Origin of the sequence: Pseudomonas sp. NPDC089407 (assembly GCF_044900445.1) — a bacterium.
GTDB lineage: Bacteria > Pseudomonadota > Gammaproteobacteria > Pseudomonadales > Pseudomonadaceae > Aquipseudomonas.
Genome location: NZ_JBJDNB010000005.1, coordinates 141,334 through 168,209 on the forward strand (window position 1 = coordinate 141,334; position 26,876 = coordinate 168,209).

Consider the following 26,876-nt stretch of genomic DNA (forward strand, 5'->3'; position numbering starts at 1 on the left):
AGCGCGCCATTATACTCATCCACGGCGCGCCGCTCAATGCAAAATAAGGGCCTTCGGTCAGCCTTGTGGCAGTTTTACCTGCACCACGGTCACCGGCTGGTCGAGCCAGTCGGCAAAGCTGTCGAGGAAGGCCTGGGTAAACCCGGCCTCGCCCCAGTTGTTGAAGATGAACCCCAGGTTGGAAAAGGCACATGGCTGCAGGTAAATGAAGCCATTGATGTCATCTTCGAAGCCGCACAGCGGGCAGGTGAAGTTGTCGCTCACCGCCGGCATCCATTCTTCCAGGCTTTCGAACAGCGGCTCGCCCACCTCGCGCCGGCACTCGGGGCAGCCGGCCTCTTCGAGAAAACCGTCGGTGGGGGTGTAGATGCAGCGCTTGAGCATGACTTCCAGGCCGTTGACCGGCGCGCCGAACGGCAGCTTGTCTGGGTGCAGGGCCATTTTGCGCGCGCCGGTGGCCAGGGCATGGCCCATGCGGTTGCCGGTACGGCCGCAGGTGGTCAGTTGTTCCTCGACCACTTTCTCGCGCACCAGCCAGCGCAGTATCGCGCGGGCGCGGGCTTCGTGCACTGGCACGGTAGACAGCTTGGGAACGATGATGCTCTGGGTGTTCATGAACGGGACTGGCCTGCAAAACTGCGGTAATGGTGCAATTCTACCGCTCAGGCGCCGAGGTAGCGACCGATCAGCGCCACGCCACTGGCCAGCACCAGCCAGGTGACCAGGCGCACGAAGGCTTCGCGGGACAGCCGGTGAGTCAGCCGGCGCCCTACCCAAAGGCCGGCGAACATTACCGGCAGCAAGCAGGCCGCGAGCAGCAACAGGCTTTGGTCGGCATATACCCCCGCGATCAGGAACAGCGTCAGGCGCACGACCGTGCTGCAACTGATCAGCGCGCTCTGGGTGGCGCGCACCTGCTCCTTCACCTCCAGGCGCGCACTCAGGTACAGCGCATAAAGGAAGCCGCCACTGCCAAACAGCGCACCGAACAGCCCGCCCGCCGTCCCCATCGGCATGGCCCAGAAACCGGACAGATGTGCCGGCCGCACCCTGACTGCCAGGCCGTACAGCGCGTAGGCCGTGACAAACAAGCCCATCAACAGCAGCAACAGGTCGGACTTCAGTTGCAACAGGAACACCACGCCCAACGTGCAACCTACGGCCATGAACGGTAACAGCCGCAGCAACTCGCCACGCACCACATCGCGGCGTGAAGGCAGCAGGTTGCCGAAGGCCGCGACGAAGTCGAGCAGCACCAGCAGCGGAATGATCCGCGACAACGGCATGAAATGAATCAGCACCGGGCCAGCCACCAGCGCGGTGCCGAAACCGGCAATGCCAAAGACGATATAGGCGACACCGACGCCGAGCAGGATGGGCAGCCAGTCAAGGCCGGACAACGACAATTGGGCAAGCATGACAGCAATTCCTGGGAAGACAGCTAAAGGTTAGCCATCCGCGAGCCATGCCGACTAATATGGCTTTATCGCCACAGCCATCTCGAAAAGGCATGACATGACGTCGATCCGCCAGTTGCGTTACTTCGTGGAAATCGCCGAGTGCGGCAGCTTCAGCGCCGCCGCCGAGCGGCTGTACGTCGCCCAGTCGGCACTGAGCCGGCAGATCAAGGAGCTGGAGCAACAACTGGGCACGCCGCTGTTCGAGCGCACTGCACGCCTGCCACGCCTGACGCTGGCCGGGCGGGCCTTTTTGCAGCGGGCGCGGCGCTTGCTGGCCGACCTGGCGCAAGCAGAGCGGGTTACCCGCGACATTGGCGAAGGGTTGCAGGGCAGCCTGCGCCTGAACCATTCCAGTACCGTGCCACTGACCGGCCTGTTGCTGGCTCGCCTGGGCGGTTACTTGCGCGACAACCCTGGGGTTTCACTGGAAATTGCCCAACAGTCGTCGGAGGCGCAGCTGGAGGATATTGCTGGCGGACGGCTGGATATCGGCCTGCTGCGTTTGCCGGTGTTGCGCCAGCATGAGGGCGTGTTACTGCATGAACTGTTCAGCGAGCCATTGCTGCTGGCGGTTGCCGCCGGGCATCCGCTGGCTGAAGCGGCACAGGTGAAGCTGGAACAGTTGCGCGAAGAGCGCTTCATTTCCATTCCGCATCGGGATCGTGGCGGGCTGAGTTACCTGTCGGCTTCGTTGTGTATGGAGGCAGGCTTTTTTCCGCGCGCGGCGCAGGTGCTGTCGCGCAAGACCACGCAGTTGCAGCTGATTCAGGCGGGGTTTGGGGTGGCGTTGCTGCCGGCGTGCATGCGTGAGATCGCGCCGGCTTCGGTCAGCTTCGTGGCGCTGGAGGGAGGCTGTGAGAGTACCGTGGCGCTGGCTTGCCGGCGGGATGCGGAGCAGATGGTGCGTCAGTTTGTGATGGCGATGCAGGCCTGAAGGGCCTCATCGCAGGCAAGCCAGCTCCCACAGGGACAGCGTGTGGCGCCAAGCCAGCGCGCTCCCACAGGGACAGCGTGAGGCGCCAAGCCAGCGCGCTCCCTCAGGGATAGCGCGAGGCTCCAAGCCAGCGCGCTCCCTCAGGAATAGCGTGAGGCTCCAAGCCAGCGCGCTCCCTCAGAAATAGCGCGAGGCGCCAAGCCAGCGCGCTCCCTCAGGGATAGCGCGAGGCTCCAAGCCAGCGCGCTCCCTCAGGGATAGCGCGAGGCTCCAAGCCAGCGCGCTCCCTCAGGGATAGCGTGAGGCTCCAAGCCAGCGCGCTCCCTCAGGGATAGCGCGAGGCGCCAAGCCAGCGCGCTCCCACAGGGACAGCGCGAGGCGCCAAGCCAGCGCGCTCCCACAGGGACAGCGTGAGGCGCCAAGCCAGCGCGCTCCCTCAGGGATAGCGCGAGGCGCCAAGCCAGCGCGCTCCCTCAGGGATAGCGCGAGGCGCCAAGCCAGCGCGCTCCCTCAGGGATAGCGCGAGGCTCCAAGCCAGCGCGCTCCCTCAGGGATAGCGCGAGGCGCCAAGCCAGCGCGCTCCCTCAGGAATAGCGCGAGGCTCCAAGCCAGCGCGCTCCCTCAGGGATAGCGCGAGGCTCCAAGCCAGCGCGCTCCTCAGGGATAGCGCGAGGCTCCAAGCCAGCGCGCTCCCTCAGGGATAGCGTGAGGCTCCAAGCCAGCGCGCTCCCTCAGGGATAGCGCGAGGCTCCAAGCCAGCGCGCTCCCTCAGGGATAGCGCGAGGCTCCAAGCCAGCGCGCTACCTGTGGGAGCTGGCTTGCCGGCGATAGGGCCGGGACAGACAACCAGGGCCGATGTCCTTTATGATGCAGGCCATGATCAGAGACCCTTTCGAACGACTCGGCCTGGACCGTGAGGTCCTTACCGTCAGCCAACTCAACGGCCGCGCCCGCGTGCTGCTGGAAGACGTGTTTCGCAGCGTGTGGGTGGAAGGCGAGATTTCCAACCTCGCTCGCCCGGCGTCCGGCCACATGTACTTCACCCTCAAGGACAGCGGCGCCCAGGTGCGTTGTGCGCTGTTCCGGCAGAACGCCACGCGGGTGCGTCAGGCCCTGCGTGACGGCTTGGCGGTGCGGGTGCGTGGCAAGGTTTCGCTGTTCGAGGGGCGTGGCGACTATCAGCTTATCCTCGACACCGTCGAGCCGGCCGGCGATGGCGCGCTGCGCCTGGCCTTCGAGGCACTGAAGGAAAAGCTCGGTGCCGAGGGGCTGTTCAGCGCCGAACGCAAGAAGCCGCTGCCGGCCCACCCGCAGCGCATCGGCGTCATCACCTCGCCCACCGGCGCGGTGATCCGCGACATCATCAGCGTCTTCGGCCGCCGCGCCCCGCAGGTGGAACTGAACCTGATCCCCACTGCAGTACAGGGCCGCGAAGCCATCGCGCAGATCGTGCGGGCCATCCGCCTGGCCGACAGCCTCGGCTTTGATGCGCTGATCCTGGCCCGCGGTGGCGGCTCGCTGGAAGACCTCTGGTGTTTCAACGAAGAAGCGGTGGCGCGCGCTGTGGCGGCCTGCGTCACGCCGATTGTCAGCGCCGTCGGCCATGAAACCGATGTGTCGATCAGCGACTTCGTTGCCGACGTGCGCGCCCCCACGCCATCTGCCGCCGCCGAACTGCTGGCCCCCGACAACAGCGGCCTGCAGCAACGCCTGGACGGCCTGCAGCGGCGCTTGCTGCTGCGCATGCAGAACCGCCTGACCCACGATCGCCTGCGCCTGGAATCGCTGACCCGGCGCCTGCGCCACCCCGGCGAGCGCCTGCGCCAGCAGGCCCAGCGCCTGGACGACCTGGACATGCGCCTGCGCCGCGCGTTCATGCTGAGCCTCAACCAGCGCCGCGAGCGCCTGGCACGGGTGGAAACGCGGCTGGCCGCGCAGCACCCGGGGCGCAACCTGAAGCTGCTGAGCCAGCGCCTGGACAGCCTGGCCGAACGCCTGCCGCGGGCCATGCGCGAGGTGCTCAAGGACCGTCGCCAACGCTTCCAGGCGCAGTTGCAGACATTGCAGGTGGTCAGCCCGCTGGCCACCCTAGCCCGCGGCTACAGCATTCTGCTGGACGAACAGGGCCAGGCCATCCGCAGCGCCGACCAGACCCGCAACGGCCAGCGCCTGACCGCCCGCCTCAACGAAGGCGAGCTGCTGGTACGCGTGGAAGACAACCACCTGACCCCGGTCACCCTCTCACTACTGGACTGACACATGCCCCGCCTGCTCGCGCCCCTGCTTGCCCTTTCCCTGTTGCTGCTGGCCGGTGGCGCCCAGGCCAGCTACATCACCCGCACGCTGAACAAGCCGGTGCCCGGCGGCGTGGCGGTGGTCGACCTCGGCCCTGCTGCCAGCGCACCCAGTGCCCGCTTCGATGGCAAGCCGGTATTGGTGGTGAAGGAGCAGGACAACTGGCTGGCCATCGTCGGCATCCCGCTGACCCAGAAGCCCGGTACCGCCGTGCTGAGCCAGGGCGGTCGCACCCTACCTTTCTTGGTTGGCAGCAAGAAATACCCCGAGCAGCGCATCACCCTGAAGAACACCCGCCAGGTCAACCCGAACCCGGCCGACCTTAAACGCATCGACGGCGAACTGGCCGAGCAGATCAAGGCCTACCGCAGCTTCAGCCCGGGCCTGCCGAGCAACCTGATCCTCGACAAGCCGGTGAATGGCCCGCTGTCGAGCAAGTTCGGCGTGCGCCGCTTCTTCAATGGCGAAGAACGCAACCCGCACGCCGGGCTGGACTTCGCCGTGCCGGCGGGTACGCCAATCAAGACCCCGGCCAATGGCAAGGTGATTCTGGTAGGTGATTACTTCTTCAATGGCCGCACGGTGTTCGTCGACCATGGGCAGGGCTTTATCAGCATGTTCTGCCACATGTCGAAGATCGATGTGCAGGTGGGGCAGCAGTTGCGTCGTGGCGAGGTGGTCGGGCGTGTGGGGTCGACAGGGCGGGCTACCGGGCCGCACATGCACTGGAACGTCAGCCTGAATGATGCGCGGGTGGACCCGGCGATTTTCATTGGGGCGTTTCAGCCCTGAGACCGCGGCGCCTACATCGCCGGCAAGCCAGCTCCCACAGGTCCCGCCCAGGATTCGAGGCCTGTGGTGATCCTGTGGGAGCTGGCTTGCCGGCGATGAGGCCAGAGCAGGTCAACTTGATTCCACTCTGTTGCGCCATCGAAAAATACAACGCAACAATCAATAACAAGCCAGAAAATATCAGCCAGAAAATCTCGCCCAAGCACTTTTTTTAAGCATTCCTCTCAATTTTTCCCGAACGCTTGCCATCCCCCACCCCACTGGTTAAGTTTGAAGGCATGAAAACCTTCAGCACCCTCATTCTGCTCCGACAACATCGCAGCCTCTGCCTGGTCAGCGCCCGACTACCAGGCTGAATCGCGTCGCCTCGCCTCTTCATCTCGTTACTGCCCGGCAGGCCCGATCTCGGCCGCACACAAAAGGATTGCTTCCATGTCCATGCTCAAAGACCCTTCGAAGAAGTACCGCGCTTTCCCGACCATCGACCTGCCTGACCGTACCTGGCCGTCGAAGACCATCACCGAAGCGCCTATCTGGTGCAGCTCCGACCTGCGTGATGGTAACCAGTCGCTGATCGAGCCGATGGATTCAGAGAAGAAGCTGCGCTTCTGGAAGACCTTGGTGCAGGTTGGCGTGAAGGAAATCGAAGCGTCGTTCCCGTCCGCTTCGCAAACCGACTTCGACTTCGTGCGCACCTTGATCGAGGACGGCCACATCCCGGACGACACCACCATCCAGGTGCTTACCCAGGCCCGCGAAGACCTGATCGCCCGTACTTTCGAGTCGCTGCGCGGGGCGAAGAAGGCCATCGTCCACCTGTACAACGCCACCAGCCCGTCGTTCCGCCGCATTGTCTTCAACCAGGACAAGCAAGGCGTGAAGGACATCGCGGTGAACGCGGCCAAGCTGTTCGTCAAGTACGCGGCCCAGCAGCCGGAAACCCACTGGACCTTCCAGTACTCGCCAGAAACCTTCAGCGCCACCGAGATGGAATTCGCCAAGGAAGTCTGTGACGCGGTCATCGAGGTGTGGAACCCGACGCCTGAGCACAAGATCATCCTCAACCTGCCGGCCACCGTCGAAGTGTCGACGCCAAACATCTACGCCGACCAGATCGAGTGGTTCTGCCGCAACGTCAGCCGCCGCGACAGCGTGATTATCAGCCTGCACTGCCACAACGACCGTGGCACCGGCATCGCTGCCACCGAACTGGGCCTGATGGCCGGTGCCGACCGCGCCGAAGGCTGCCTGTTCGGCAACGGCGAACGTACCGGTAACGTCGACCTGGTGACCCTGGCACTGAACCTCTACACCCAGGGCATCGACCCGTTGCTGGACTTCTCCGACATCGATGGCGTGCGCAAGGTGGTCGAAGAGTGCAACCAGCTGCCGGTGCACCCGCGTCACCCGTACGTGGGCGACCTGGTGCACACCGCGTTCTCCGGCTCGCACCAGGACGCCATCCGCAAGGGCTTCGCCAAGCAGCAGGAAGGCGAACGGTGGGAGGTGCCGTACCTGCCGATCGACCCGGCCGACATCGGCCGCAGCTACGAGGCGGTGATCCGCGTCAATAGCCAGTCGGGCAAAGGCGGCATCACCTACCTGCTCGAGCAGGAATACGGCATCAGCCTGCCACGCCGCATGCAGATCGAGTTCAGCCAGGTGGTACAGGGTGAAACCGACCGCCTTGGCCTGGAAATGACTGCCCAACAGATCTACAGCCTGCTGCACAAGGAATACCTCCAGGCCAACGCGCCGTATGCGCTGGTCAGCCACCGCCTGCAGGAAGAAAACGGCCACAGTGCTGTGGAAGTGGAAGTTGCCGGTGAAGGCGAAACCACCCTGCACTGGCGCGGCAAGGGCAACGGTGCCCTGGAAGCACTGGTAGCCGGCCTGCCGATTGCGGTGGAGATCATGGACTACAACGAGCACGCCATCGGTGCAGGCACCAATGCCAAGGCTGCGGCCTACATCGAGCTGCGCGTGGCCGGTGGCCGCCCGGTGCATGGCGTGGGTATCGATGAAAACATCACTACGGCCAGCTTCAAGGCCCTGTTCAGCGCACTGAACCGCTCGCTGAGCCAGCAGGAAGCCAAGGCGGCCTGAGCCCTGGCGCAATGAATGAGAAAGCCCGCATCTTCTGATGCGGGCTTTTTTGTTGGTCTTGCACCGGCCGCTTCGGGGAGATTCGCGCGCGATAGCCGCCACAGGCACTGTAGTCAGTAACGGCTGCCGGGAAGGTTGCGAGCCTTCCAGTCGAAGGCGAAGCGGCCACTGTTGAACTCCGTGTTATACCCTTTCATCAGCGCTGCAATCTGAATTTCCTCCCATCCCAGCGGCGCGATGGAATGTTTGGCGGCGACAGCGACGGTGGCGTCACTCGCCACCGATGTCAGAATGAACAGGTCTTCCCGCTCGTTGACTTGCTTGAACTTCGAATAGTTGAATGAGTCTGCGAAAGCACCTGCCGAAGTGATGCAATGAGCATGCACATAATGCAACTGGTAGATATTGAATACGCCTGGCCCTTCCATTTCAACTTTCCGGGTATTGACCGTGGACCCATGAATCCCCTCGTTGGAACTGCTTGTCAACTTACCGCCAATCGCACTCAGCAAGTATCCCGCCCCCAGCCCAACTTCCACCTCCAGGGTTGAGGTGAATGTCGAACTGTACCCTTCGGTCACTGCCACCTCCTGGATATGCTTCACGCTGCTGGGTACCCGCACGGTATTCAAATGGGCAAGGTAGGCCAGCACCGGTGTACTGTACGTGGCCCAGTCCTGAGGCCCCAGCCGCATGTCACCATACACGGTCTTGTCATACACCCAACAACCGGCATTGACTGCCCCGTCGCTGCCGAACAGATAATTTTCGACTTCATAAGAACCGCGCTTGTGCGGGAAATCAGCAATACGCTTGACCATTGCTTCGTCGACAAAGCTCATATCAGGTACATTCCTTTTAAAGGTTTTTATTTATAGCGAAAGAAGGGAACATCTTTTGCCGAGTAGTCGAACTGCAGCGCACCCTGCCCCGCCCGCTGCAGCACTTCCTGCTTGGCAGCCTGCCAGTCAACAGCACTAAAGGCCTGCGCCTCAGCCACTGCGACCAGGCTATTGGTCGCTATGGCGGACGTCAGTAGCTGCTGCCCGCTGACCTCACTGAACACTGCGCTGCCAGCGCCGCCCGCAGCGAGGCAATGGGCATAAACGATATTCACCTGATAAATCAGGAAGGGGCTACTGCCGCTCAGGTAGACATCGCGCGCAAAACCGCTGGGTGCGCCCCACAACACGCCAGCCGGTAAATCGGTAACAATACGAGACAGTGCGTTTACCCGATTGATTCCGGCACTGACTTTGAATGAAACACCGACATCCGCGAGAAATTCCCGACTAAGCCCGCACCAATAATGTTGCCGACTGACATAATCATCTGTACGGTTTTCCTGCACCCTTGAGCAATACGAAAGGTAGGCATAAACAGGGCGGGTGAAGCATTCGACAGCCACACCATCTGCTTCGATTTTTCCAAAAACCGTTTGCCCGGCAACCCAACTTCCCGCTTGCAGGCCCTGCGCGCCATACAGGTAGCGCTCTATTTCATACGAGCCTTTCCGTTCGCTTGCTTCTTGGCTATTCATTGGGCAACTTCCTGCTTGCTGACTGATGCCTCACACTAGCGTTTGGCAGATTGCCCCATCAGCAGGAATGCTTTCTCGCAGGCAAAAAAAAGGGGCGCCGACCAAGCGCCCCCACAAGCCGTAAAGCACACAACAAATTCAGTTGGCGTCCAGCAGCGCCATCGCCTCCGCACTGCACGCTTCGATCCGCGCCCAATCACCATTCTTGATCCAGCTGCTGTCGAGCATCCAGGTCCCACCTACGCACATCACATTGGGCAAGGCCATGTAATTGCGCACGTTGGCCGGGTTCACCCCGCCCGTAGGGCAGAATCGAATATCCCCGAACGGCCCGCCAAAGGCCTTGATCGCCGCCACGCCACCGCTGATTTCCGCCGGGAACAGCTTGAAGCGGCGGTAGCCCAGGGCGTAGCCCATCATGATTTCGGACGGGGTGCTGATACCCGGCAGCAGTGGGATTGCGCTGTCCACACCGGCTTCGAGAATGTCCTGGGTAATACCCGGGGTAACGACAAACTGCGCACCCGCGGCTTCAACGGCAGCAAACATGCGGCGATCAAGCACGGTACCGGCGCCGACGCACAGCTCCGGACGCTGCTCGCGCAGTACTTGAATGGCCTTCAGGCCATACTGCGAGCGCAAGGTCACTTCCAGGGTACGGATGCCGCCTGCGGCCAGGGCATCAGCCAGTGGCAGGATGTCTTCCTCACGGGCGATGGTGATTACCGGCAGGATGCGCGCCTTTTCGCAAATGGCGTCGATCCGCGCGGCTTTGTCGGCCATCGAGAGCTTTGGCTGTGGGCGTTCGAGGGTGGTCATGACTGTGGATCCTTGGCTCATGGGCACCAGTAGATGTCCAGGGGGTCGTGAAGAAAAGCGCGAATCGGCATTTCAGTAAGGTCGTTGCCAGCCAGCGCGGCGCGCAGGGTAGCGAGTTTGCCCTGGCCTTGCACGGCCAGCGCGATAAAGGCGGCGCTGGCCAGCAGCGAGCGGGTCATCGATAAACGCTGGTGCGGCACGCTCGGCGCCTGCAACGGCAGGCAGCGGCGCGGGTTGGCCAGGTCCAGGCCTGCTTCCAGGTTGGGGCTGGCCGGGAACAGCGAGGCGGTATGGCCATCGTCCCCCATGCCCAGCACCAGCACGTCGATTGGCGGCAGTGCAGCGAGGGCCTGATCGGCCATGAGCGCAGCGGCATCGAGGTTTTCCGCCTGCTGGTACAGGCCAACGAAGCGCGCCTTGGCCGCCTCGCCCTTCAGCAGGTGACGGGCCAGCAAGCCGGCGTTGCTGTCGGCGTGTTCTACCGGCACCCAGCGTTCATCGGCCAGGCTGACCGTGACCTTGGCCCAGTCCAGGTGCTCGCTGGCCAGGTTTTCCAGAAACGGCACCGGGCTGCGGCCACCGGACAGCACCAGGCAGGCCTGGCCCCTGGCAGCGATCGCCGAACGCAGGCGTTCGGCCACATCGTGGGCTTGAGTGGCGGCCAGCGCCTTGGCATCTGCCAGCGCGTGTACCTTTACCGCCGCCGGCAGTTTCAGTTCAGATATCCCCATACCACGCCCTCCCATCGCGTGTGATCAGTGCAATCGAGCTCATTGGCCCCCAGGACCCCGCTGCGTATGGCTTGGGCGCATCGCCCGCATTACGCCAGCCGGCGATCAACTGGTCGCACCACTTCCAGGCATACTCGATTTCGTCCTTGCGCACGAACAGGTTCTGGTTGCCACGCATCACTTCGAGCAGCAAACGCTCATAGGCATCCGGAATCCGCGCACTGCGCCAGGTGTCGGAAAAATTCAGCTGCAATGGGCCACTGCGCAATTGCATGCCCTTGTCCAGGCCCTGCTCCTTGGTCATGACCCGTAAAGAAATGCCTTCGTCCGGTTGCAGGCGGATGATCAGCTTGTTACCGATCTGCAAACGCTGTTCCGGGGCGAAGATGTAATGCGGCGTTTCCTTGAAGTGGATGACGATCTGCGAAAGCTTTTGCGGCATGCGCTTGCCGGTGCGCAGGTAGAACGGCACGCCCGACCAGCGCCAGTTGCGAATGTCGGCGCGCAGGGCGACAAAGGTTTCGGTGTCGCTCTGGGCGTTGGCGTTGTCTTCTTCCAGGTAGCCTGGCACCGGCTTGCCGTCGCTGTAGCCGGCAATGTACTGGCCACGCACCACGCGGGTGCTCAACCCGTCACCGGTGATCGGTGCCAGGGCCTTCAGTACCTTTACCTTCTCGTCGCGGATGGCATCGGCGGACAGTTCGCTGGGCGGGTCCATGGCAATCAGGCACAGCAGCTGCAGCAGGTGGTTCTGGATCATGTCGCGCAGCTGGCCGGCCTTGTCGAAATAACCCCAACGGCCCTCGATGCCGACTTTTTCCGCGACAGTAATCTCCACGTGGGAGATGGAATTCTGGTTCCACTGGGTTTCGAACAGGCTGTTGGCAAAGCGCAGGGCAATCAGGTTCTGCACTGTTTCCTTGCCCAGGTAGTGGTCGATGCGGTAGACCCGGTTTTCCGGAAAGAACCGCGCGACGGCATCGTTGACCCGGCGCGACGACTCCAGGTCGTGGCCAATGGGTTTTTCCAGCACCACCCGGGTGCGCGCAGCCAGGCCGGCCTTGTCGAGGTTCTCGCAGATGGCCCCGTACACCGCTGCCGCCGTGGCGAAGTAGGCAATCAACGGCAGTTCGCCTGGCAGTTGCTCGGCCAGCGCCTGATAGCCCTCGGGCTGCAGGAAGTCCAGGTGCTGATAGCTCAGCCGGGCGAGGAAGCGGCCCAGTGCGGCGGGTTCGATATCAGCTTCAGGCACATGCCGGCGCAAATGGGCTTCGATGTGGTCCAGGTGCGCCTGCGCGCTGCCGGCTTCGCGGGCCAGCGCCAGCAGGCGGGTATCTGGATGCAACAAATTGGCCCGATCGAGCTGGTAGAGCGCAGGAAACAGCTTGCGCAATGCCAGGTCGCCGAGGGCGCCAAACAGGGCAAAGGTGCAAGGTTCGACACTGATAGCAGCCATGATGTTGGTTCTTTCCTAAAGTTGGTCTAGGAATACCGCTTTCACATACGGTTTTCAAGGGATAATGTAGTAAAAACCACAACATTACACACAAGTGTTACAGACAAGTGGTACGCCAACCGCACCGACAGTACGATAGACGACCGTGCAAAAAGCCTGCTGCTCCCACAGCCGGCTGTCTTCCCGACCCAAGGACACACCCATGGACCGCGTGCGAAACCTCCTGGAACAGATCCAGGGCCGCCTCGACGAGCTGAACAAGGCCGAACGCAAAGTCGCCGAAGTCATCCTGCTCAACCCGCAACAAGCCACCCGTTTCAGCATCGCAGCGCTGGCCCAGGCGGCCAAGGTCAGCGAGCCGACCGTCAACCGTTTCTGCCGCTCGTTCGGCGTCAGCGGCTACCCGGAACTGAAGCTGCAACTGGCACAAAGCCTGGCCAGCGGCGCCGCCTATGTCAGCCGTGCGGTAGAGGCCGACGATGACCCGGCGGCCTATACCCAGAAGATCTTCGCCAGTGCCATCGCCTCGCTCGACAGCGCCTGCCAGCAACTCGACCCGGCGCAGGTCAGCCGCGCCGTGGACATGATGATCCAGGCGCGGCAGATCCACTTCTTCGGCCTCGGCGCCTCGGCCCCGGTTGCCCTGGATGCGCAGCACAAGTTCTTCCGCTTCAACCTGGCGGTGTCGGCCCATGCCGACGTACTCATGCAACGTATGCTGGCCTCGGTGGCCCACACCGGCGACCTGTTCGTGATCATTTCCTACACCGGGCGCACCCGCGAACTGGTCGAAGTGGCACGCCTGGCCCGCGAAAACGGCGCCTCGGTGCTGGGCCTGACCGCCGCCGGCTCGCCGTTGGCCAACGCCTGCAGCCTGAGCCTGCACATTCCGCTGCCGGAAGACACTGACATCTACATGCCGATGACGTCGCGGATCATCCAACTGACCGTGCTCGACGTGCTGGCCACCGGCATGACCCTGCGCCGCGGTGTGGACTTCCAGCCACACCTGCGCAAGATCAAGGAAAGCCTCAACGCCAGCCGCTACCCGATCGAGGACGACGAACTCAGCTGAGCCGGTGCGCCTGCAAGCGCAGGTGCGCACGCTGCCCAGGAGAGAGGCTAAGGCCCTCACCGCTGCCGCTGGCGGCTTCGACGCAGACAAAACCCTGCGTTTCGCGGCCGGTCACGCCCATCAGCGGGCGATTGCCCGGGTGCCACACCACGGTATCGTCGCTGTCACCGGTATCGATGCACAGCTCGCGCTGCCAGGCCGGGTCCTGCAGTTGCACGCGCGGCGTGCCGGGGTAGACCTTCTGGCAGCCGCCCTTGAGCTTCAGGGCGCCATCTTCACGGCAGGCCTGGCGGTTCAGGCGGTCGTAACCTTCGATGTCCTCGAGCCCGGATAGCGCTATCTCGGACACGTCACTGATGCGCCAGTAGGCCAGCAGGGCATGGCTCAGTTGGCAAGGTTCGCTGTCCTGATGCTCGGTGCTCAGGCTCAGCTCCATGCGACTGCCCAGCCGGGCATGCAGGTCGACTTGCCAGTCGCACAGGTCCAGCCGCCACTTCAGCGTCACGCCCTCCTCGTCCTCGCGGCTATCTACCAGTTTCCAGTCCAGCAAACGTGCCCAACCATGAGCCGGCCACAGGTCTTCGCTGGGGTGGCGGCCATACCAGGGCCAGCATACCGGCACACCACCCCGTATCGCGCCCACCTGCGGCCATTGCTCGGCACACCACAACCAGGGCCGCTCGCCTGCCGGCTGAAAGTGCAGCAACTGCGCGCCCTGGCGGCTGAACACCGCCTGGCAACGGGGGTGATCGATGATCAGCACATCGCGCTGCTGGTAACGCTCCCACTCGAATGTCGGCCGTGGCCGCTGCGAGGTGAAGAAGCGATGGAGCGGATGTTCGGGCATGGTTCAGAGCTCTTGTTTTTTGAGATAGCGCTGTCTCGGCCTATCCCTGACAACCACTGCAGGCCAGTGGTTGCCGGGAGCCGAAAATGGATTGGCGTAAATTTACAACAAATGCCCTCAGAATGACGACTGAATCTTCAAGCCTGCGACCAGCGCGTTGTCCACCTGGTCCACCCCGCCGGGGCTCTTGATGTACTGCAGGTTGGGCCGCACGGTCAGCCAGTTGGTGACGTGGAAGCCGTAGTAGAGCTCGGCGTTGTACTCGGTCCGCTGCAGCGGCACGAAGCCCGGGTTGTCGTAATCGTTGATGCCGCTCTGGGCGTTGAGCAGCTCGGCGCGTTTCTTCACGTCGTCATTCACATGAATACGTGCCACGCCAAAACCGATGTCGTCCTTGGGCCGGGCATCGAAGGCGCCCTTGTAGACCAGCCCCACCTGCTGGTAGTTGTCGACCACGTTGGTGGCCTTGTCGTGCACGGTGAAGTTGGCGAACAGGCTCAGGCCACGGTTGACGTCCCCCGCGTGGGCGGTGACCTGCTGCTGCGCCACCACCCACCAGCCATGCTTGCTGGAGTGCGACTTGAAGGCCTCGCCGCTCAGCGCCTGTGGGTTGCCGTTGACGTCGTCGAACACATCGTCAGCCTTGGCGGTGCTGTAGTAGTAGCCCAGGCGGTACTCGCCCGGCAGGCCGTTGACCTTGGGTGACCACACCGCCTCCACCGGCAGGATCGCCCCTTTGGTGCCACTGCCACTGAGCTTGAAGCCATTGCCGGTTTCCAGGTTGGACGGGTTCTGCTCGAAAGCGCCGACCTGCACGAAGAATTCCGGGGTGATGTTGTATTTCACCCGCAGCGCCCACTGGCTGACCGGCCAGTTGTACCAGATGCCGCCAACCCAGTTACCCACCTGCGAGCCACAGAAGGCCAGGTTCTGGAAGTCGCACGGGAAGCTGTTGAAGTCCTCGCCCTCACCAAAGCGGCCAAATTTCACATCCAGCGCGCCGTCGAAGTATTTCTGCTTGATCCACATCTGGGTCAGGCGCCAGGTCTGGCCACGGCCCCACACTTCCTGTACCGAGCTGAACTGCCCGGCACGCGGGTCGCTGATGCGGTCGTTGGACAGGTTGCGGCCGCTGCGCTCGGTGATCGCCAGCTTGAACTCGGCGTCATGCCAGCCAAAAATCTTCTGCAGGTCCAGGTGCGCGCCGAGGGCGAACTGGTCGCTGTAGCGGGCGGTCTTGTCGTCGTTGAAGCCGCCGTGCAGGTTGCCGGCCACCTCGCCAACGTAATCGAGGGTGAAGTCATAGCCCTTGTCCAGCAGCTCGGTACGGGTGCCGCCCCAGTCGCCGGTCATCCATTTCGATTCACTGGAAAAGGCCTCGGCAGCCTGTGCGCCGTTGCTACCAACGATGGCAAGCAGGGCCAGCGAGCCTAGTGTTCTGATGCGTTTGCGCTGTTCCATCCCTTTGCGTCCTCTTTTTTCTTATTGATGGTGTAGACGAGTTAGCGGCCTTTGAAGTGAGCCACGTTGTCCTTTACGGCTGCGGCAGTGCTGGCCAGGTGCAGGCGCTGGCCGCTGTTGGCGTCGAACAGCAGTACCCGCGCCGGGTCGAACTGCAGGTTGAGACTGTCACCCACCTGGCACGCCACATCCGGCGCCAGGCGGCAGCACACCTTGGTCTGGTTGAGCGTGACGAACACCAGCAGGTCCGGCCCGGTGGGCTCGGTCACCTGCACTTCGGCGCGGATGCCTGGCAGGCCGTTGCCCTCCCCTGCCCCCAGGGCAACCTGCTCGGGGCGAATGCCAAGGATGATCTCGCGGCCATCCAGTTCCTCGGTGGCCAGCCCCAATGGCAGCTCGCAGCGCGCCTGGCCGCTGTCGAGCAGCGCCAACACGCGACCGTCTTCTTTGGTCAGGTGCACCGGGATGAAGTTCATCGGCGGTGAACCAATGAAGCTGGCGACAAACTGGTTGGCCGGGTCGTTGTAGATCTGCTGCGGCGTACCGAACTGCTGAATGATGCCGTCCTTCATCACGGCCACCTTGTCACCCAGGGTCATGGCTTCGATCTGGTCATGGGTGACGTACACGGTGGTGGTCTTCAGCCGTTGGTGCATCAGTTTCATTTCGGTGCGCATCTCGACCCGCAGCTTGGCATCCAGGTTGGACAGCGGCTCGTCGAACAGGTAGATCTTCGGTCGCCGCGCCAGCGCCCGGCCCATGGCCACCCGCTGCTGCTGGCCACCAGACAGCTGCGCCGGTTTGCGCGCCAGCAGGTGCTCGATCTGCAGCAGCTTGGCCACCCGTGCGACCTCTTCGTCGATGGCGGCCTGGGGCAGCTTGCGGATTTTCAGGCCAAACTCGATGTTCTCGCGCACGCTCATGGTCGGGTACAGCGCGTACGACTGGAACACCATGGCAATGTCACGGTCCTTGGGGCTCATGCCACTGACGTCTTGCTGGTCGATGAGGATCGCCCCGCCGGTGATCTGCTCCAGGCCGGCGATGCAGTTCATCAGCGTGGACTTGCCGCAGCCCGACGGGCCGACCAGGATCAGGAACTCGCCGTCCCTGATCGACAACTGGATGTCCTTGAGGGTATCTGGCAGGCCGCTGCCGTAGGTCTTGTTCACATTGCGCAGTTCGAGCGTTGCCATGACTTACCCCTTGACCGCGCCGGCGGCCAGCCCGCGCACGAAATATTTGCCTGCCACCACGTAGACCAGCAGGGTTGGCAGGCCGGCGATCATCGCCGCCGCCATGTCGACGTTGTATTCCTTGGCCCCGGTGCTGGTGTTGACCAGGTTGTTCAAGGCCACGGTGATCGGTTGCGAGTCGCCGCTGGAAAACACCACGCCGAATAGAAAGTCGTTCCAGATCTGGGTGAATTGCCAGATCAGGCAAACCATGATGATCGGCGTCGACATCGGCAGGATGATGCGGCGGAAGATGGTGAAAAACCCCGCGCCGTCCAGGCGCGCCGCCTTGACCAGCGCGTCGGGAATGCTCACGTAGAAGTTGCGGAAGAACAGCGTGGTGAAGGCCAGGCCATACACCACGTGCACCAGCACCAGGCCGCTGGTGGTGCTGGCCAGGCCGAGCTTGCCGAGGGTGAACGAGGCCGGCAGCAATACGGTCTGGAACGGCAGGAAGCAGCCGAACAGCAGCAGGCCGAAGAACAGCTGCGAACCGCGAAAGCGCCACATCGACAGCACATAGCCGTTCAGCGCACCGATGGCGGTAGAGATCAGCACTGCGGGCACGGTGATCATGATCGAGTTCCAGAAATACCCGCTGACCGTGCCCCAGGCCTTGACCCAACCGATGCCGGTGATCACTGTCGGCCAGCTCAGCAGGTTACCGCTGCTGATGTCTTCCGGGGACTTGAAGCTGGTCAGCAGCATCACCACCAGCGGCACCAGGTACAGCAGCACGGCGATCAGCAATACCGCGTGGATGGCGATGCGGCTTGCGCTCAGCGGCGCCTTGTCGACAGGGCTATGCATGGCGTTTGCTCCGCAGCTCCGAGTACAGGTACGGCACGAGGATCGCCAGGATTGCCCCGAGCATGAGGATGGCGCTGGCCGAGCCCATGCCCATCTGGCCGCGGCTGAAGGTGAACGAATACATGAACATGGCTGGCAGGTCAGACGAGTAGCCCGGGCCACCGGCGGTCATCGCCGCGACCAGGTCGAAGCTCTTGATGGCGATGTGCGAGAGGATCATCAGTGCGCTGAAGAACACCGGTCGCAGGCTGGGCAGCACGACCGTCCAGTAGATGCGCGGCAGGCTGGCGCCGTCGATCTGCGCGGCCCGGATAATCGACTGATCGACGCCGCGCAGGCCGGCAAGGAACATCGCCATGATGAAACCCGATGCCTGCCACACGGCGGCGATCACCAGGCAGTACACCACCCGGTCGGGGTCGATCAGCCAGTCCAGGCGAAAGCCCTCCCAGCCCCAGTCACGCAGCAGCTTGTCCAGGCCCATGCCAGGGTTGAGCAGCCACTTCCAAGCGGTGCCGGTAACGATCATCGACAGCGCCATGGGGTATAGGTAAATGGTGCGGATAAAGCCCTCGCGGCGAATGCGCTGGTCGAGCAATACCGCCAGCAGCACGCCGATGGCCAGGCTGATGGCGATGAACAGGCCGCCGAACAGCAACAGGTTCTTGCTGGCGACCCACCAGCGGTCGTTGTCGAACAGCCGGGCGTACTGCGCCAGGCCGGCCCATTTGTAGGTGGGCAGGAAGGTCGAGGTGGTGAAGGACAGCACAAAGGTCCAGAGGATGTAGCCGTAGAAACCCACCAGGACAATGAACATGCTCGGCGCCAGCACCAGCTTGGGTAGCCAGCGCTGCAGCGCGTCCAGGGGTGAGGCCCGCAGTTGGGCGGTGGTTGTGGTCATGGTTCACCTCAAAGGCGTAGCACTCCCCTGTAGGAGCGGCCTTGCGTCGCGAAGGGCTGCAAAGCAGCCCCAAGGACTCAAGATCAACACCTACCTGAAATATCGAGTGCGCAGGTTTTGGGGCTGCTGCGCAGCCCATCGCGACGCAAGGCCGCTCCTACAACGGGATTGCGTCAGCCCTTACTGGGCAGCCTTGATCGCCGCTGCCAGCTTCTTCGCCGCATCGGCCGGGTCGGCCTTGGGGTCGTTGATGTAGTTGGTCACCACATCGAAGAACGCACCCTGCACGGCCAGCGTGGTAGCCATGTTGTGCGCCATGCTCGGCTGCAGGCCACCGGTTTTGGCGTCTTCGAGGAAGTCCTTGGCGGAGGTTTGCGCGCAGGCGTCGAAGCCGTACTTGCCCATGTCGGCAAGCATGTCGTTGCGCACCGGGATCGAGCCTTTATTCGTGCTGAAGACCTTCTGGAAGTCCTCGCCCAGCACCTTGCGCGCGATGTCCTGCTGACCGGCAGAGGTGCCGGCATTGTTCTGCTTGAACACCACCAGCGAGTCGATGTTGTACAGGAACGCGTTGTCGGTACCGGGGAATGGCACGCACTGGTAATCCGTGCCGGCGGTTTTCTTCGCCAGGGTCCACTCGCTCTTGGCCCAGTCGCCCATGATCTGCATGCCGGCCTTGCCGTTGATGACCTTGGCCGCTTCCAGGTTCCAGTCCTGGCCTTTGCCATCCGGGTCCATGTAGGTGGCAACCTTTTTCAGCTCGGTCAACGCCTTGACCATCTGTGGGCCGGTCAGGGTCGCGCTGTCAAGGTCGACCATGGCCTTTTTGTAGCCATCGGCGCCCATCACCGCCAGCACCACGCTTTCGAACACAGTGCTGTCCTGCCACGGCTGGCCACCGTGGGCCAGCGGGATGAAGCCGGCGGCCTTGAGCTTGTCGGCAGCGGCGTAGAATTCGTCGAGTGTGGTGGGCGCCTTGTCGATGCCGGCCTTCTTGAACACCTCCGGGTTGATCCACAGCCAGTTGATGCGGTGGATATTCACCGGAACGGCGACGTAGTCACCGTCGTACTTCACGGTGTCGGCAACCGTTTTGTCGAGCAGCGAGTCCCACTTTTCTTCCTTGGCCACATCCTTGAGCACATCGGCGTCGAGCAGGCCGGTGGCCGCCCAGTCCTGGATGTCGGGGCCTTTGATTTGCGCCACACCTGGCGGGTTGCCAGCGACGGCGCGGCTTTTGAGTACGGTCATGGCCGTGGCACCGCCACCACCGGCAACGGCGCCGTCCTTCCAGGTGAAACCGTCTTTTTCGACCTGTGCCTTGAGCACATCGACCGCCGCTTTTTCACCGCCGGAGGTCCACCAGTGCACCACTTCGACACTGCCTTTGGGTTCGGCTGCCTGGGCGCCGAGCGGGAGTAAAGAGGCCAAGGATATAGCGGCAGCGAGACGGAGCGTGGAATTCATCGAAGCACCTTTCTTGTTGTTATGCCGTGCAAGTCGATCGCTTGCGTAGCATGGAGTCTAAACAGCGAGCCCGCTTCGCCAGGTAACGAAGCGATGCGTGAATGTCATCATCTGGTTACATTGCCGGCCAGGTTGCTGGCCAGGCTGAGAGCCAGCGGCAAGCCTGGCAGCAGCAGCGCCTGATAGGCGTGATACAGGTCGGGTTTGCCCGGCCAGAGGGTCCCGGCTGGCCGGGTGTGGGCATCGAGTTCGTGGTGCCAGCTGCCAGCGACAGGGTCGATGAAATGGTTGGCGATGAAGCCCCAGCAGTTGCGGTACCACTGCTCGTACCGTGCCTCGCCGGTACGCTGCAACAGGGCGGCAGCGGCGGCGCAGGCTTCCGCGTGCACCCAGTGCAAACGTGCATGCACTACCGGGCGATCGGCCCAGTCCAGGGTGTAGACGAAACCCGGTTCGCCATCGGCGTTCCAAGCCTGCTGGCAAGCTGTATCGAACAAGGCGCGGGCACACCCTTGCAGCCATTGCGGCGCATGCAGGCCGGCTTGCTCGAGACTGGCCTCCAGGTGCAACAGCAACCGCGACCATTCCAGGGCATGCCCAGGCGTTATGCCATACGGCCGGAAGGGGTCGGCGGGGTGTTCGTGGTTGTAATCCGGCAGCGGCTGCCAAAGGGTGTCGAAATGCTCGATGACCCGATAACCGTTGGCAGCGGCATGGGTATGGATGATGCGTTCGGCGATACGCAACGCGCGTTGCAACCACAGGCTGTTGCCGGTGACATCTGCCAGGGCCAGGAAGGCCTCGGTCGCGTGCATGTTGCTGTTGGCGCCTCGGTACGGCTCAGGCAGTTGCCAGGCGCGGGAAAAGGCTTCCCGAAGGGCGCCTTCGGCTTCGCTCCAGAATTGCGTTTCGAGCACCTGGATGGCGTCTGCCAGCAAGGCGTGGGCAGCAACGACGTCGGCTACCACGGCAGAGCTGGCGGCAAGGGCGACGAAGGCGTGTAGGTAAGCGGCCTTGCCACTGTCTTGCTGGCCACCGGGGTGGGCGAACCAGCCGCCGTAGCTGACGTCCTGCATGGCACCTCGCAGGGCGGCCACACCGTGTTCGGCGTAGGCGAGGCAACCGGGGATGCCCTGCAGGTGGGCCAGGGCAAAGCAGTGGGTCATGCGTGCGGTGTTCATGGTGTCGGCGCGGGCGCCGGGGGCGAGTTGCCCGTTGGCGTCGAGGTTGCCGAAGCCATCGGGCAGCTTCGCGGCCTTGGCGAAGGTTAGCAGGCGCTGTGCTTCGGCCTGGCGCCAGCTGGAATGGGCCGGGGCGTTGAGCCAGCTGGTGGAAGGCAGATTGAGGGCGTTCATGGGCCAGCTTGATCCTTGCCAGTCGTTTGCGAATTTTAGCCAGTGGGGTTTTGGGAGATGTCACGAAGGACGGTGGGATTGTCACTGGGCAGTGACATTTGTGTGACCTGCAATGGCCCTATCGCCGGCAAGCCAGCTCCCACAAGGACCGCACAAACCTCAAGGCTTGCGCTGTACCTGTGGGAGCTGGCTTGCCGGCGATAGGGCCAGACCTGCCAACAAAAAATTCAGTCCATACCCCGCGGCAGGTACAAGGTCACCCGTAACCCGCCCTCACGCAGGTTCAACAAGCTCACCTCACCGCCATGGCTATGGGCAATATTGCGCGCAATACCCAACCCCAGCCCGTACCCCTGCTGCTGCCCGGCCAGACGGAAATGCGGCTCGAACACCTGCTCCAGTTGCTGTTGCGGCACCCCCGGCCCTTGGTCGTCCACTTGCAGCACAAAGCCCTCGGCCCCGTCGATGATGCGCAGCCGTGCCCGCTCGCCATACTTGATGGCGTTGTCGATCAGGTTGCCGATGCAGCGCCGCAGCGCCAATGGCTTGCCCGGGTATGGCGCCAGTGCCCGGCCGTCGACCGTGATGCGGCCATCGCCCAGGTAAGGTTCGGCCAGGATTTCCAGCACCTGGTTGAGGTCAACCGGCTCGATGTTCTCGTGGATGTCGGTGTCCTTCACGCACTGCAACGCGCCTTTGACCAGCAGCTCCAGCTCGTCGAGATCCTGGCTGAACTTGGCCTGCAAGCGCTCGTCCTCCAGCAATTCGACACGCAGGCGCAAGCGGGTAATCGGCGTGCGCAGGTCGTGGGATATGGCGCTGAACAACTGGCTGCGTTCGGTGAGGTAGCGGCTGATGCGCTCGCGCATGCTGTTGAATGCCCGGCTGACCTCGACCACTTCGCTGCCGCCACCTTCGGCCACGGGCGCCACATCGGCACCTAGTGACATCTCCCGCGCGGCCCGCGCCAGGCGTTTGAGTGGCCAGCTTTGCCAGTGCACCAGCAAGCCGATGAACAACAGCAACAAGCCCGTGGTCAGCACGATGAAACCGATCTGCTGGCGCGGCAGGCTTTCGGCTTCCAGGCTGGTGTACGGCTCGGGCAGCAGCGAGGCAATGTACAGCCACTCGCCCTCAGCCAGGCGGATCTGCGTCACCAGCACCGGTGGTTTCAGTGGTTCCAGGGTCAGTGAGTAATGCGCCCATGAACGTGGCAACTCGTCGAGCTTGAGGCCGCTGTTGAAGATGCGCAGGTCGTCTGGCCCGACGAACTCCACGGAAATTTCCATCTGCGAGCCCAGCCGCTCATGCAATACCTGCTGGAATACATCGATCACCGCCTGCTTGCGCGGGGTGACGGGCAGGGCCTGCATGTCCAGCGGCGTGGCGTTGAGCGACACGAAAAACCGCGTACCGCCCATGCTGCGCAACTGGTCGAGCACCAACGGCCGATAGCCCACCGGCAGCGAGCGGAAGTAACTGACGCTGGCGCTCATCGAATGGGCCAGGCTGCTGGCACTGGCACGCAGGCCTTGCAATTGACTGGCGCGCAATTGCGAAACCCAGATGATGCTGGACAAGCCTTGGGCCAGCAGCACGACCAGCAAGGTCAGCAGCAGCATGCGCCCCAGCAGCGAGCGCGGCAGCAGGCGCCAGCGCCGCTCAGGGCGCACAGCAGACATGTGCCGCCAGCAGGTAGCCACTGCCGCGCACGGTGCGGATCAGCCGGGGAGGCTTGTCGGTATCACGCAGGCGCTGGCGCAGGCGGCTGACCGCCATGTCGACGATACGGTCCAGCGGCATCGGCTCGCGGCCACGGGTGGCGTTGCCGATGGTGTCGCGGTCGAGGATCTGTTGCGGGTGGTCGAGGAACAGCTTGAGCAGGGCGAAATCGGCGCCAGAGAGGATCACCTCTTCACCATTACGGTGAAACAGCCGGTGGCTGACCGTGTCCAGGCGCCAGTCATCGAAGGCCAGCACGGCACTGCCCGGCGCCGCCTGGCCGAATTCGGCGCGGCGCAGCAGGGCCTTGATCCGCGCTTGCAGCTCGCGCGGGCTGAAAGGTTTGCCCAGGTAGTCGTCGGCGCCCAGTTCCAGACCGATGACCCGGTCGGCTTCGTCGGAACTGGCGGTGAGCATGATGATCGGCACGCGGGCTTGGCGCGGGTGCTGGCGGATCCAGCGGCACAGACTGAAACCGTCTTCGTCGGGAAGCATGACATCGAGAATGACCAGGTCACAGGGGGTGCTTTCCAGCGCGCGGCGAAAGCCGGCGCCATCGGCCTCGGCATGCACCTGGAAGCCGGAGCGGCTCAGGTAGGTTTGCAGCAGTTCGCGGATTTCCTGGTCGTCGTCGACCATCAGGATCGATTTGCCGGCAGTGCTCAAGGTGGTCCTTCCTCTTGTTGATTACAGGTCTTGGTTGCCTGTTATTGGGGCCGCTTCGCGCCCCATCGCGACACAAGGCCGCTCCTACAGGGCCGCGCAATGCCAGAAATATCTGCGGTCCCCTGTAGGAGCGGCCTTGTGTCGCGATGGGCCGCGCAGCGGCCCCTTGTCAGCTATCCGTGATCCAAAGCCTGCTGCAAAGCCACCCCGGCCCCCAGCAACCCGGAAAACTCCGCCGTCACCAGCCACACCGGCACGCCAGCGAAGTAGCCACTCATGCAACCCTTGTCGGAAAAGCTTGCGGCAAACCCGCTGCGCAGGAACAGCTCGGCAAAGCGCGGGATCACCCCGCCGACAATATAGACCCCGCCCCGCGCACCCAGCGTGAGCACATTGTTACCAGCGACGCGGCCGAGAAACCGGCAGAACTGCTCAACCACCGCCAGCGCCCGCGGCTCGCCGCCCAGCGCAGCATCGGTGATCTGCGCCGGGGAAGTGTGCCGAGGTATGTCACTGTCCAGCGCGCACATCGCCTGGTACAGCCGCACCAGGCCGCCGCCACTGAGCACGGTCTCGGCACTGACATGGCCGATCTGCCCGTGAATCTGCTGGTGAATCGCCGCTTCGCGGGCATTGCCCACCGGCAGGTCGACATGCCCGCCCTCTCCTGGCAAAGCCTGCCAGTGCTGCTCGCCAAGGCGCAACAGCGAGCCCACGCCCAGGCCGGTACCTGGCCCGATCACCAGCGCCGGTCGTGCCGGGTCGGCCTGGCCGGGGCACACTTCGCGGAACTCACCCTCGCGCAGGCGGGTCATGCCCAGCGCCATGGCGGTGAAGTCGTTGATCAGTAACAGCCGCTCGACCTGCAAGGTCTTGCAGAAAGCACTACGGCTCAGGCGCCAGTGGTTGTTGGTAAAGCGAAACTCATCGCCATCGACCGGCCCGGCCACCGCCAGGCACACCGCCGCCAGGCCGCCACGGGCGATACCCTGGCCATGCAGGTAGGCCTCGATGGCCTGCTCCGGGCTGGTGTAGTCCGCGGTGGCGAAGACTTTTACCTCATGCAGCTGGTTGTCACGCCACAACGCAAAACGGGCATTGGTGCCGCCGATGTCGCCAACCAGCAGGTCCTTCATTTGAGGTTCTCCAGGGCCGAGGTAAAGGCACTGGCGCCCTGCTCTGCCGGGCTGAACGCCATGCGCATGAAGCCGAACAGCTCGCGCCCGCAGCCCAGGTCGTTGCCCTGGGGCGCCGGCGGCAGATCTCGGCTGGCCAGTTCTTCGGCCGACACCATCACCCGCAGCGTGCCTTCGACACCATCGACCCGCACCATATCACCATCGCGCACCCGCGCCAGCGGGCCCCCGTCATAAGCTTCCGGGCAAACGTGGATGGCCGCCGGGATCTTGCCCGAGGCACCGGACATGCGCCCGTCGGTCACCAGCGCCACCTTGAAGCCACGGTCCTGCAACACGCCGAGGAACGGCGTGAGCTTGTGCAGTTCCGGCATGCCGTTGCAACGTGGCCCCTGGAAACGCACCACGGCGACAAAATCGCACTCCAGCTCACCGGCCTTGAACGCATCGGCCAGCGACTGCTGATCGTGGAACACCCGCGCCGGGGCCTCGACCACCTGGTGCTCGGCGGCGACGGCCGACACTTTCATCACGCCACGGCCGAGGTTGCCTTCCATCACCCGCAGGCCACCTTCGGCCGAGAACGGCCGCGCCACCGGGCGCAGGATGCTTTCGTCCAGGCTGTGCTGCGGCCCCTCGCGCCACACCAGCTTGCCATTGTCGAGGAACGGCTCTTGGGTGTAGCGGCGCAGGCCATGGCCGGCGACGGTGTTGACGTCTTCGTGCAGCAGCCCCGCGTCGAGCAGCTCGCGGATCAGGAAGGCCATGCCGCCAGCCGCCTGGAAGTGGTTGATGTCGGCCTTGCCATTGGGGTAGACGTGCGACAGGGTCGGCACCACTTCGGAGAGGTCGGCCATGTCTTGCCAGGTCAGCTGGATACCCGCTGCCTGGGCAATCGCCGGGATGTGCAGGGTGTGGTTGGTCGAGCCACCGGTGGCGTGCAAGGCGACGATGGAGTTGACCAGGGCCTTCTCGTCGACGATTTCGCCCAGTGGCATGAAGCTGCCGCTGGCCTTGGTCATGCGCGTGACCTGCTGCGCGGCCTCGGCGGTGAGCGCGTCGCGCAGTGGGGTATACGGGTTGACGAACGAGGCGCCCGGCAGGTGCAGGCCCATGACTTCCATCACCAGCTGGTTGGTGTTGGCGGTGCCGTAGAACGTGCAGGTGCCAGGGCTGTGGTAAGACTTCATTTCCGATTCCAGCAGCTCTTCGCGGCTGGCTTTGCCTTCGGCATAGCGTTGGCGCACGTCGGCCTTCTGCTTGTTGGAAATGCCGGAAACCATCGGCCCACCCGGGACGAAGATGGTCGGCAAATGGCCGAAGCGCAGCGCCCCCATCATCAGGCCGGGGACGATCTTGTCGCAGATGCCCAGCATCAGCGCGGCGTCGAACATGTTGTGCGACAGCGCTACCGCAGTGGACATGGCGATGACTTCGCGGCTGGCGATGGCCAGCTCCATGCCGGGCTCGCCCTGGGTCACACCATCGCACATGGCCGGCACGCCACCGGCGAACTGGCCAACCGAACCGACCTCGCGCAGGGCCTGCTTGATCTGCTCGGGGAAGTGCAGGTACGGCTGGTGGGCCGACAGCATGTCGTTGTAGGCCGAGACGATGGCCACGTTGGCCGCGTTCATCAGGCGCAGGGCCTGCTTGTCGTCGCTGCCGCAACCGGCCACGCCGTGGGCGAAGTTGGCGCACTGCAGGCTGGCACGCATGGGCCCGTCACTGGCCGCGCCGCGAATCAGCTGCAGGTAGCGTTCGCGGGTGGCACGGCTGCGTTCGATCAGCCGCTGGGTGACCTCAAGGATGCGCGGATGCATGTACTGGACTCCAGGCTAATTGTAAGGGCGGTTTACGGGCATTTCCCCTCCAAACGATTGCGGCCTAGGCTCAAGGTAAGGAGCCCGCTGCATCGGCGGAGGCACATCGCCCAACCACTCGTTGTATGTTTAAACAAAATACTGCCACTAAAAAGGCTTGTTTTCTATCTGATAGTGAATAATCTTGTAATTCCAACAACAAAACCGTTTCAGTGAAGCTCCTTTGTGCCACAGGTTTCACTCGG

At 63.4% G+C, this 26,876-nt stretch carries 23 protein-coding genes; 5 read left to right on the plus strand and 18 right to left on the minus strand.

The window, feature by feature from the left end:
* Positions 1-57: 57 nt before the first annotated feature.
* Together ACI2KG_RS06250 and ACI2KG_RS06255 are read right to left on the minus strand one after the other, a co-directional pair.
* Positions 58-615: a sugar ABC transporter ATPase gene (locus ACI2KG_RS06250; RefSeq protein WP_404661236.1), complete on the minus strand. Its 558-nt coding sequence runs from the start codon at positions 613-615 to the stop codon at positions 58-60.
* A 47-nt stretch (positions 616-662) separates the two neighbouring features.
* On the minus strand, positions 663-1,418 hold the full coding sequence (locus tag ACI2KG_RS06255; protein WP_404661237.1) for a sulfite exporter TauE/SafE family protein: 756 nt from the start codon (positions 1,416-1,418) through the stop codon (positions 663-665).
* A 97-nt stretch (positions 1,419-1,515) separates the two neighbouring features.
* Between ACI2KG_RS06255 and ACI2KG_RS06260 the strand changes: the two genes are divergently transcribed.
* The 4 genes from ACI2KG_RS06260 to leuA all read left to right on the plus strand — a co-directional run bounded on the left by ACI2KG_RS06260 (position 1,516) and on the right by leuA (position 7,587).
* Entirely contained in the window at positions 1,516-2,394 is an 879-nt protein-coding gene (locus ACI2KG_RS06260; protein ID WP_404661238.1) for a LysR family transcriptional regulator, read from the plus strand.
* Positions 2,395-3,270: 876 nt separating this feature from the next.
* Positions 3,271-4,650: an exodeoxyribonuclease VII large subunit gene (xseA, locus tag ACI2KG_RS06265; protein ID WP_404661239.1), complete on the plus strand. Its 1,380-nt coding sequence runs from the start codon at positions 3,271-3,273 to the stop codon at positions 4,648-4,650.
* Between the two features lie 3 nt (positions 4,651-4,653).
* The gene (locus ACI2KG_RS06270; RefSeq protein WP_404661240.1) at positions 4,654-5,481 is read left to right on the plus strand and encodes a peptidoglycan DD-metalloendopeptidase family protein; all 828 of its coding nucleotides are present in this window, start codon (positions 4,654-4,656) and stop codon (positions 5,479-5,481) included.
* Positions 5,482-5,913: 432 nt separating this feature from the next.
* Positions 5,914-7,587 carry a 2-isopropylmalate synthase gene (leuA, locus tag ACI2KG_RS06275; RefSeq protein ID WP_404661241.1) on the plus strand — a complete coding sequence of 558 codons (1,674 nt, stop codon included), beginning with the start codon at positions 5,914-5,916 and terminating at the stop codon, positions 7,585-7,587.
* A 113-nt stretch (positions 7,588-7,700) separates the two neighbouring features.
* On the opposite strand, the gene ACI2KG_RS06280 is transcribed toward leuA, so the two are convergent.
* From ACI2KG_RS06280 to zwf, 5 genes are all read right to left on the minus strand, one after another.
* Positions 7,701-8,429, minus strand: coding sequence for a monalysin family beta-barrel pore-forming toxin (locus ACI2KG_RS06280; RefSeq protein WP_404661242.1), 729 nt, complete (start codon positions 8,427-8,429; stop codon positions 7,701-7,703).
* Between the two features lie 26 nt (positions 8,430-8,455).
* On the minus strand, positions 8,456-9,127 hold the full coding sequence (locus ACI2KG_RS06285; RefSeq protein WP_404661243.1) for a monalysin family beta-barrel pore-forming toxin: 672 nt from the start codon (positions 9,125-9,127) through the stop codon (positions 8,456-8,458).
* Positions 9,128-9,265: 138 nt separating this feature from the next.
* The gene (locus ACI2KG_RS06290) at positions 9,266-9,946 is read right to left on the minus strand and encodes a bifunctional 4-hydroxy-2-oxoglutarate aldolase/2-dehydro-3-deoxy-phosphogluconate aldolase (protein WP_404661244.1); all 681 of its coding nucleotides are present in this window, start codon (positions 9,944-9,946) and stop codon (positions 9,266-9,268) included.
* 17 nt (positions 9,947-9,963) lie between these two features.
* Positions 9,964-10,677 carry a 6-phosphogluconolactonase gene (gene pgl, locus ACI2KG_RS06295; protein ID WP_404661245.1) on the minus strand — a complete coding sequence of 238 codons (714 nt, stop codon included), beginning with the start codon at positions 10,675-10,677 and terminating at the stop codon, positions 9,964-9,966.
* Positions 10,664-12,133: a glucose-6-phosphate dehydrogenase gene (zwf, locus tag ACI2KG_RS06300; RefSeq protein ID WP_201200136.1), complete on the minus strand. Its 1,470-nt coding sequence runs from the start codon at positions 12,131-12,133 to the stop codon at positions 10,664-10,666. The genes pgl and zwf overlap by 14 nt, the downstream gene beginning before the upstream one ends.
* A 211-nt stretch (positions 12,134-12,344) precedes the next feature.
* Between zwf and hexR the strand changes: the two genes are divergently transcribed.
* On the plus strand, positions 12,345-13,208 hold the full coding sequence (gene hexR / locus ACI2KG_RS06305) for a DNA-binding transcriptional regulator HexR (protein ID WP_201200233.1): 864 nt from the start codon (positions 12,345-12,347) through the stop codon (positions 13,206-13,208).
* Here hexR and ACI2KG_RS06310 read toward each other — a convergent pair.
* The 11 genes from ACI2KG_RS06310 to edd all read right to left on the minus strand — a co-directional run bounded on the left by ACI2KG_RS06310 (position 13,201) and on the right by edd (position 26,631).
* A complete protein-coding gene (locus ACI2KG_RS06310; RefSeq protein ID WP_404661246.1) occupies positions 13,201-14,055 on the minus strand; it encodes a D-hexose-6-phosphate mutarotase in 855 nt (284 codons plus the stop codon). The genes hexR and ACI2KG_RS06310 overlap by 8 nt on opposite strands.
* Before the next feature lie 117 nt (positions 14,056-14,172).
* Positions 14,173-15,516 (minus strand): carbohydrate porin, encoded by a 1,344-nt coding sequence (locus ACI2KG_RS06315; RefSeq protein ID WP_404661247.1) that lies wholly within the window; start codon positions 15,514-15,516, stop codon positions 14,173-14,175.
* A 41-nt stretch (positions 15,517-15,557) separates the two neighbouring features.
* Positions 15,558-16,712, minus strand: coding sequence for an ABC transporter ATP-binding protein (locus tag ACI2KG_RS06320; protein ID WP_400615469.1), 1,155 nt, complete (start codon positions 16,710-16,712; stop codon positions 15,558-15,560).
* Positions 16,713-16,715: 3 nt separating this feature from the next.
* Positions 16,716-17,561, minus strand: a complete 846-nt coding sequence (locus ACI2KG_RS06325) for a carbohydrate ABC transporter permease (RefSeq protein WP_404661248.1) — start codon at positions 17,559-17,561, stop codon at positions 16,716-16,718.
* Positions 17,554-18,462, minus strand: a complete 909-nt coding sequence (locus ACI2KG_RS06330) for a carbohydrate ABC transporter permease (protein WP_009683405.1) — start codon at positions 18,460-18,462, stop codon at positions 17,554-17,556. The genes ACI2KG_RS06325 and ACI2KG_RS06330 overlap by 8 nt, the downstream gene beginning before the upstream one ends.
* 180 nt (positions 18,463-18,642) lie before the next feature.
* On the minus strand, positions 18,643-19,929 hold the full coding sequence (locus ACI2KG_RS06335; RefSeq protein WP_404661249.1) for an ABC transporter substrate-binding protein: 1,287 nt from the start codon (positions 19,927-19,929) through the stop codon (positions 18,643-18,645).
* Between the two features lie 107 nt (positions 19,930-20,036).
* Positions 20,037-21,284, minus strand: coding sequence for an AGE family epimerase/isomerase (locus ACI2KG_RS06340; RefSeq protein ID WP_404661250.1), 1,248 nt, complete (start codon positions 21,282-21,284; stop codon positions 20,037-20,039).
* Positions 21,285-21,511: 227 nt separating this feature from the next.
* Positions 21,512-22,966, minus strand: coding sequence for an ATP-binding protein (locus ACI2KG_RS06345; RefSeq protein ID WP_404661251.1), 1,455 nt, complete (start codon positions 22,964-22,966; stop codon positions 21,512-21,514).
* A complete protein-coding gene (gene gltR / locus ACI2KG_RS06350) occupies positions 22,947-23,672 on the minus strand; it encodes a two-component system response regulator GltR (protein WP_404661252.1) in 726 nt (241 codons plus the stop codon). Before gltR ends, ACI2KG_RS06345 begins: the two co-directional genes overlap by 20 nt.
* Before the next feature lie 173 nt (positions 23,673-23,845).
* Entirely contained in the window at positions 23,846-24,808 is a 963-nt protein-coding gene (locus ACI2KG_RS06355; protein WP_404661253.1) for a glucokinase, read from the minus strand.
* Positions 24,805-26,631: a phosphogluconate dehydratase gene (gene edd / locus ACI2KG_RS06360; protein ID WP_404661254.1), complete on the minus strand. Its 1,827-nt coding sequence runs from the start codon at positions 26,629-26,631 to the stop codon at positions 24,805-24,807. Before edd ends, ACI2KG_RS06355 begins: the two co-directional genes overlap by 4 nt.
* Positions 26,632-26,876: the final 245 nt, after the last annotated feature.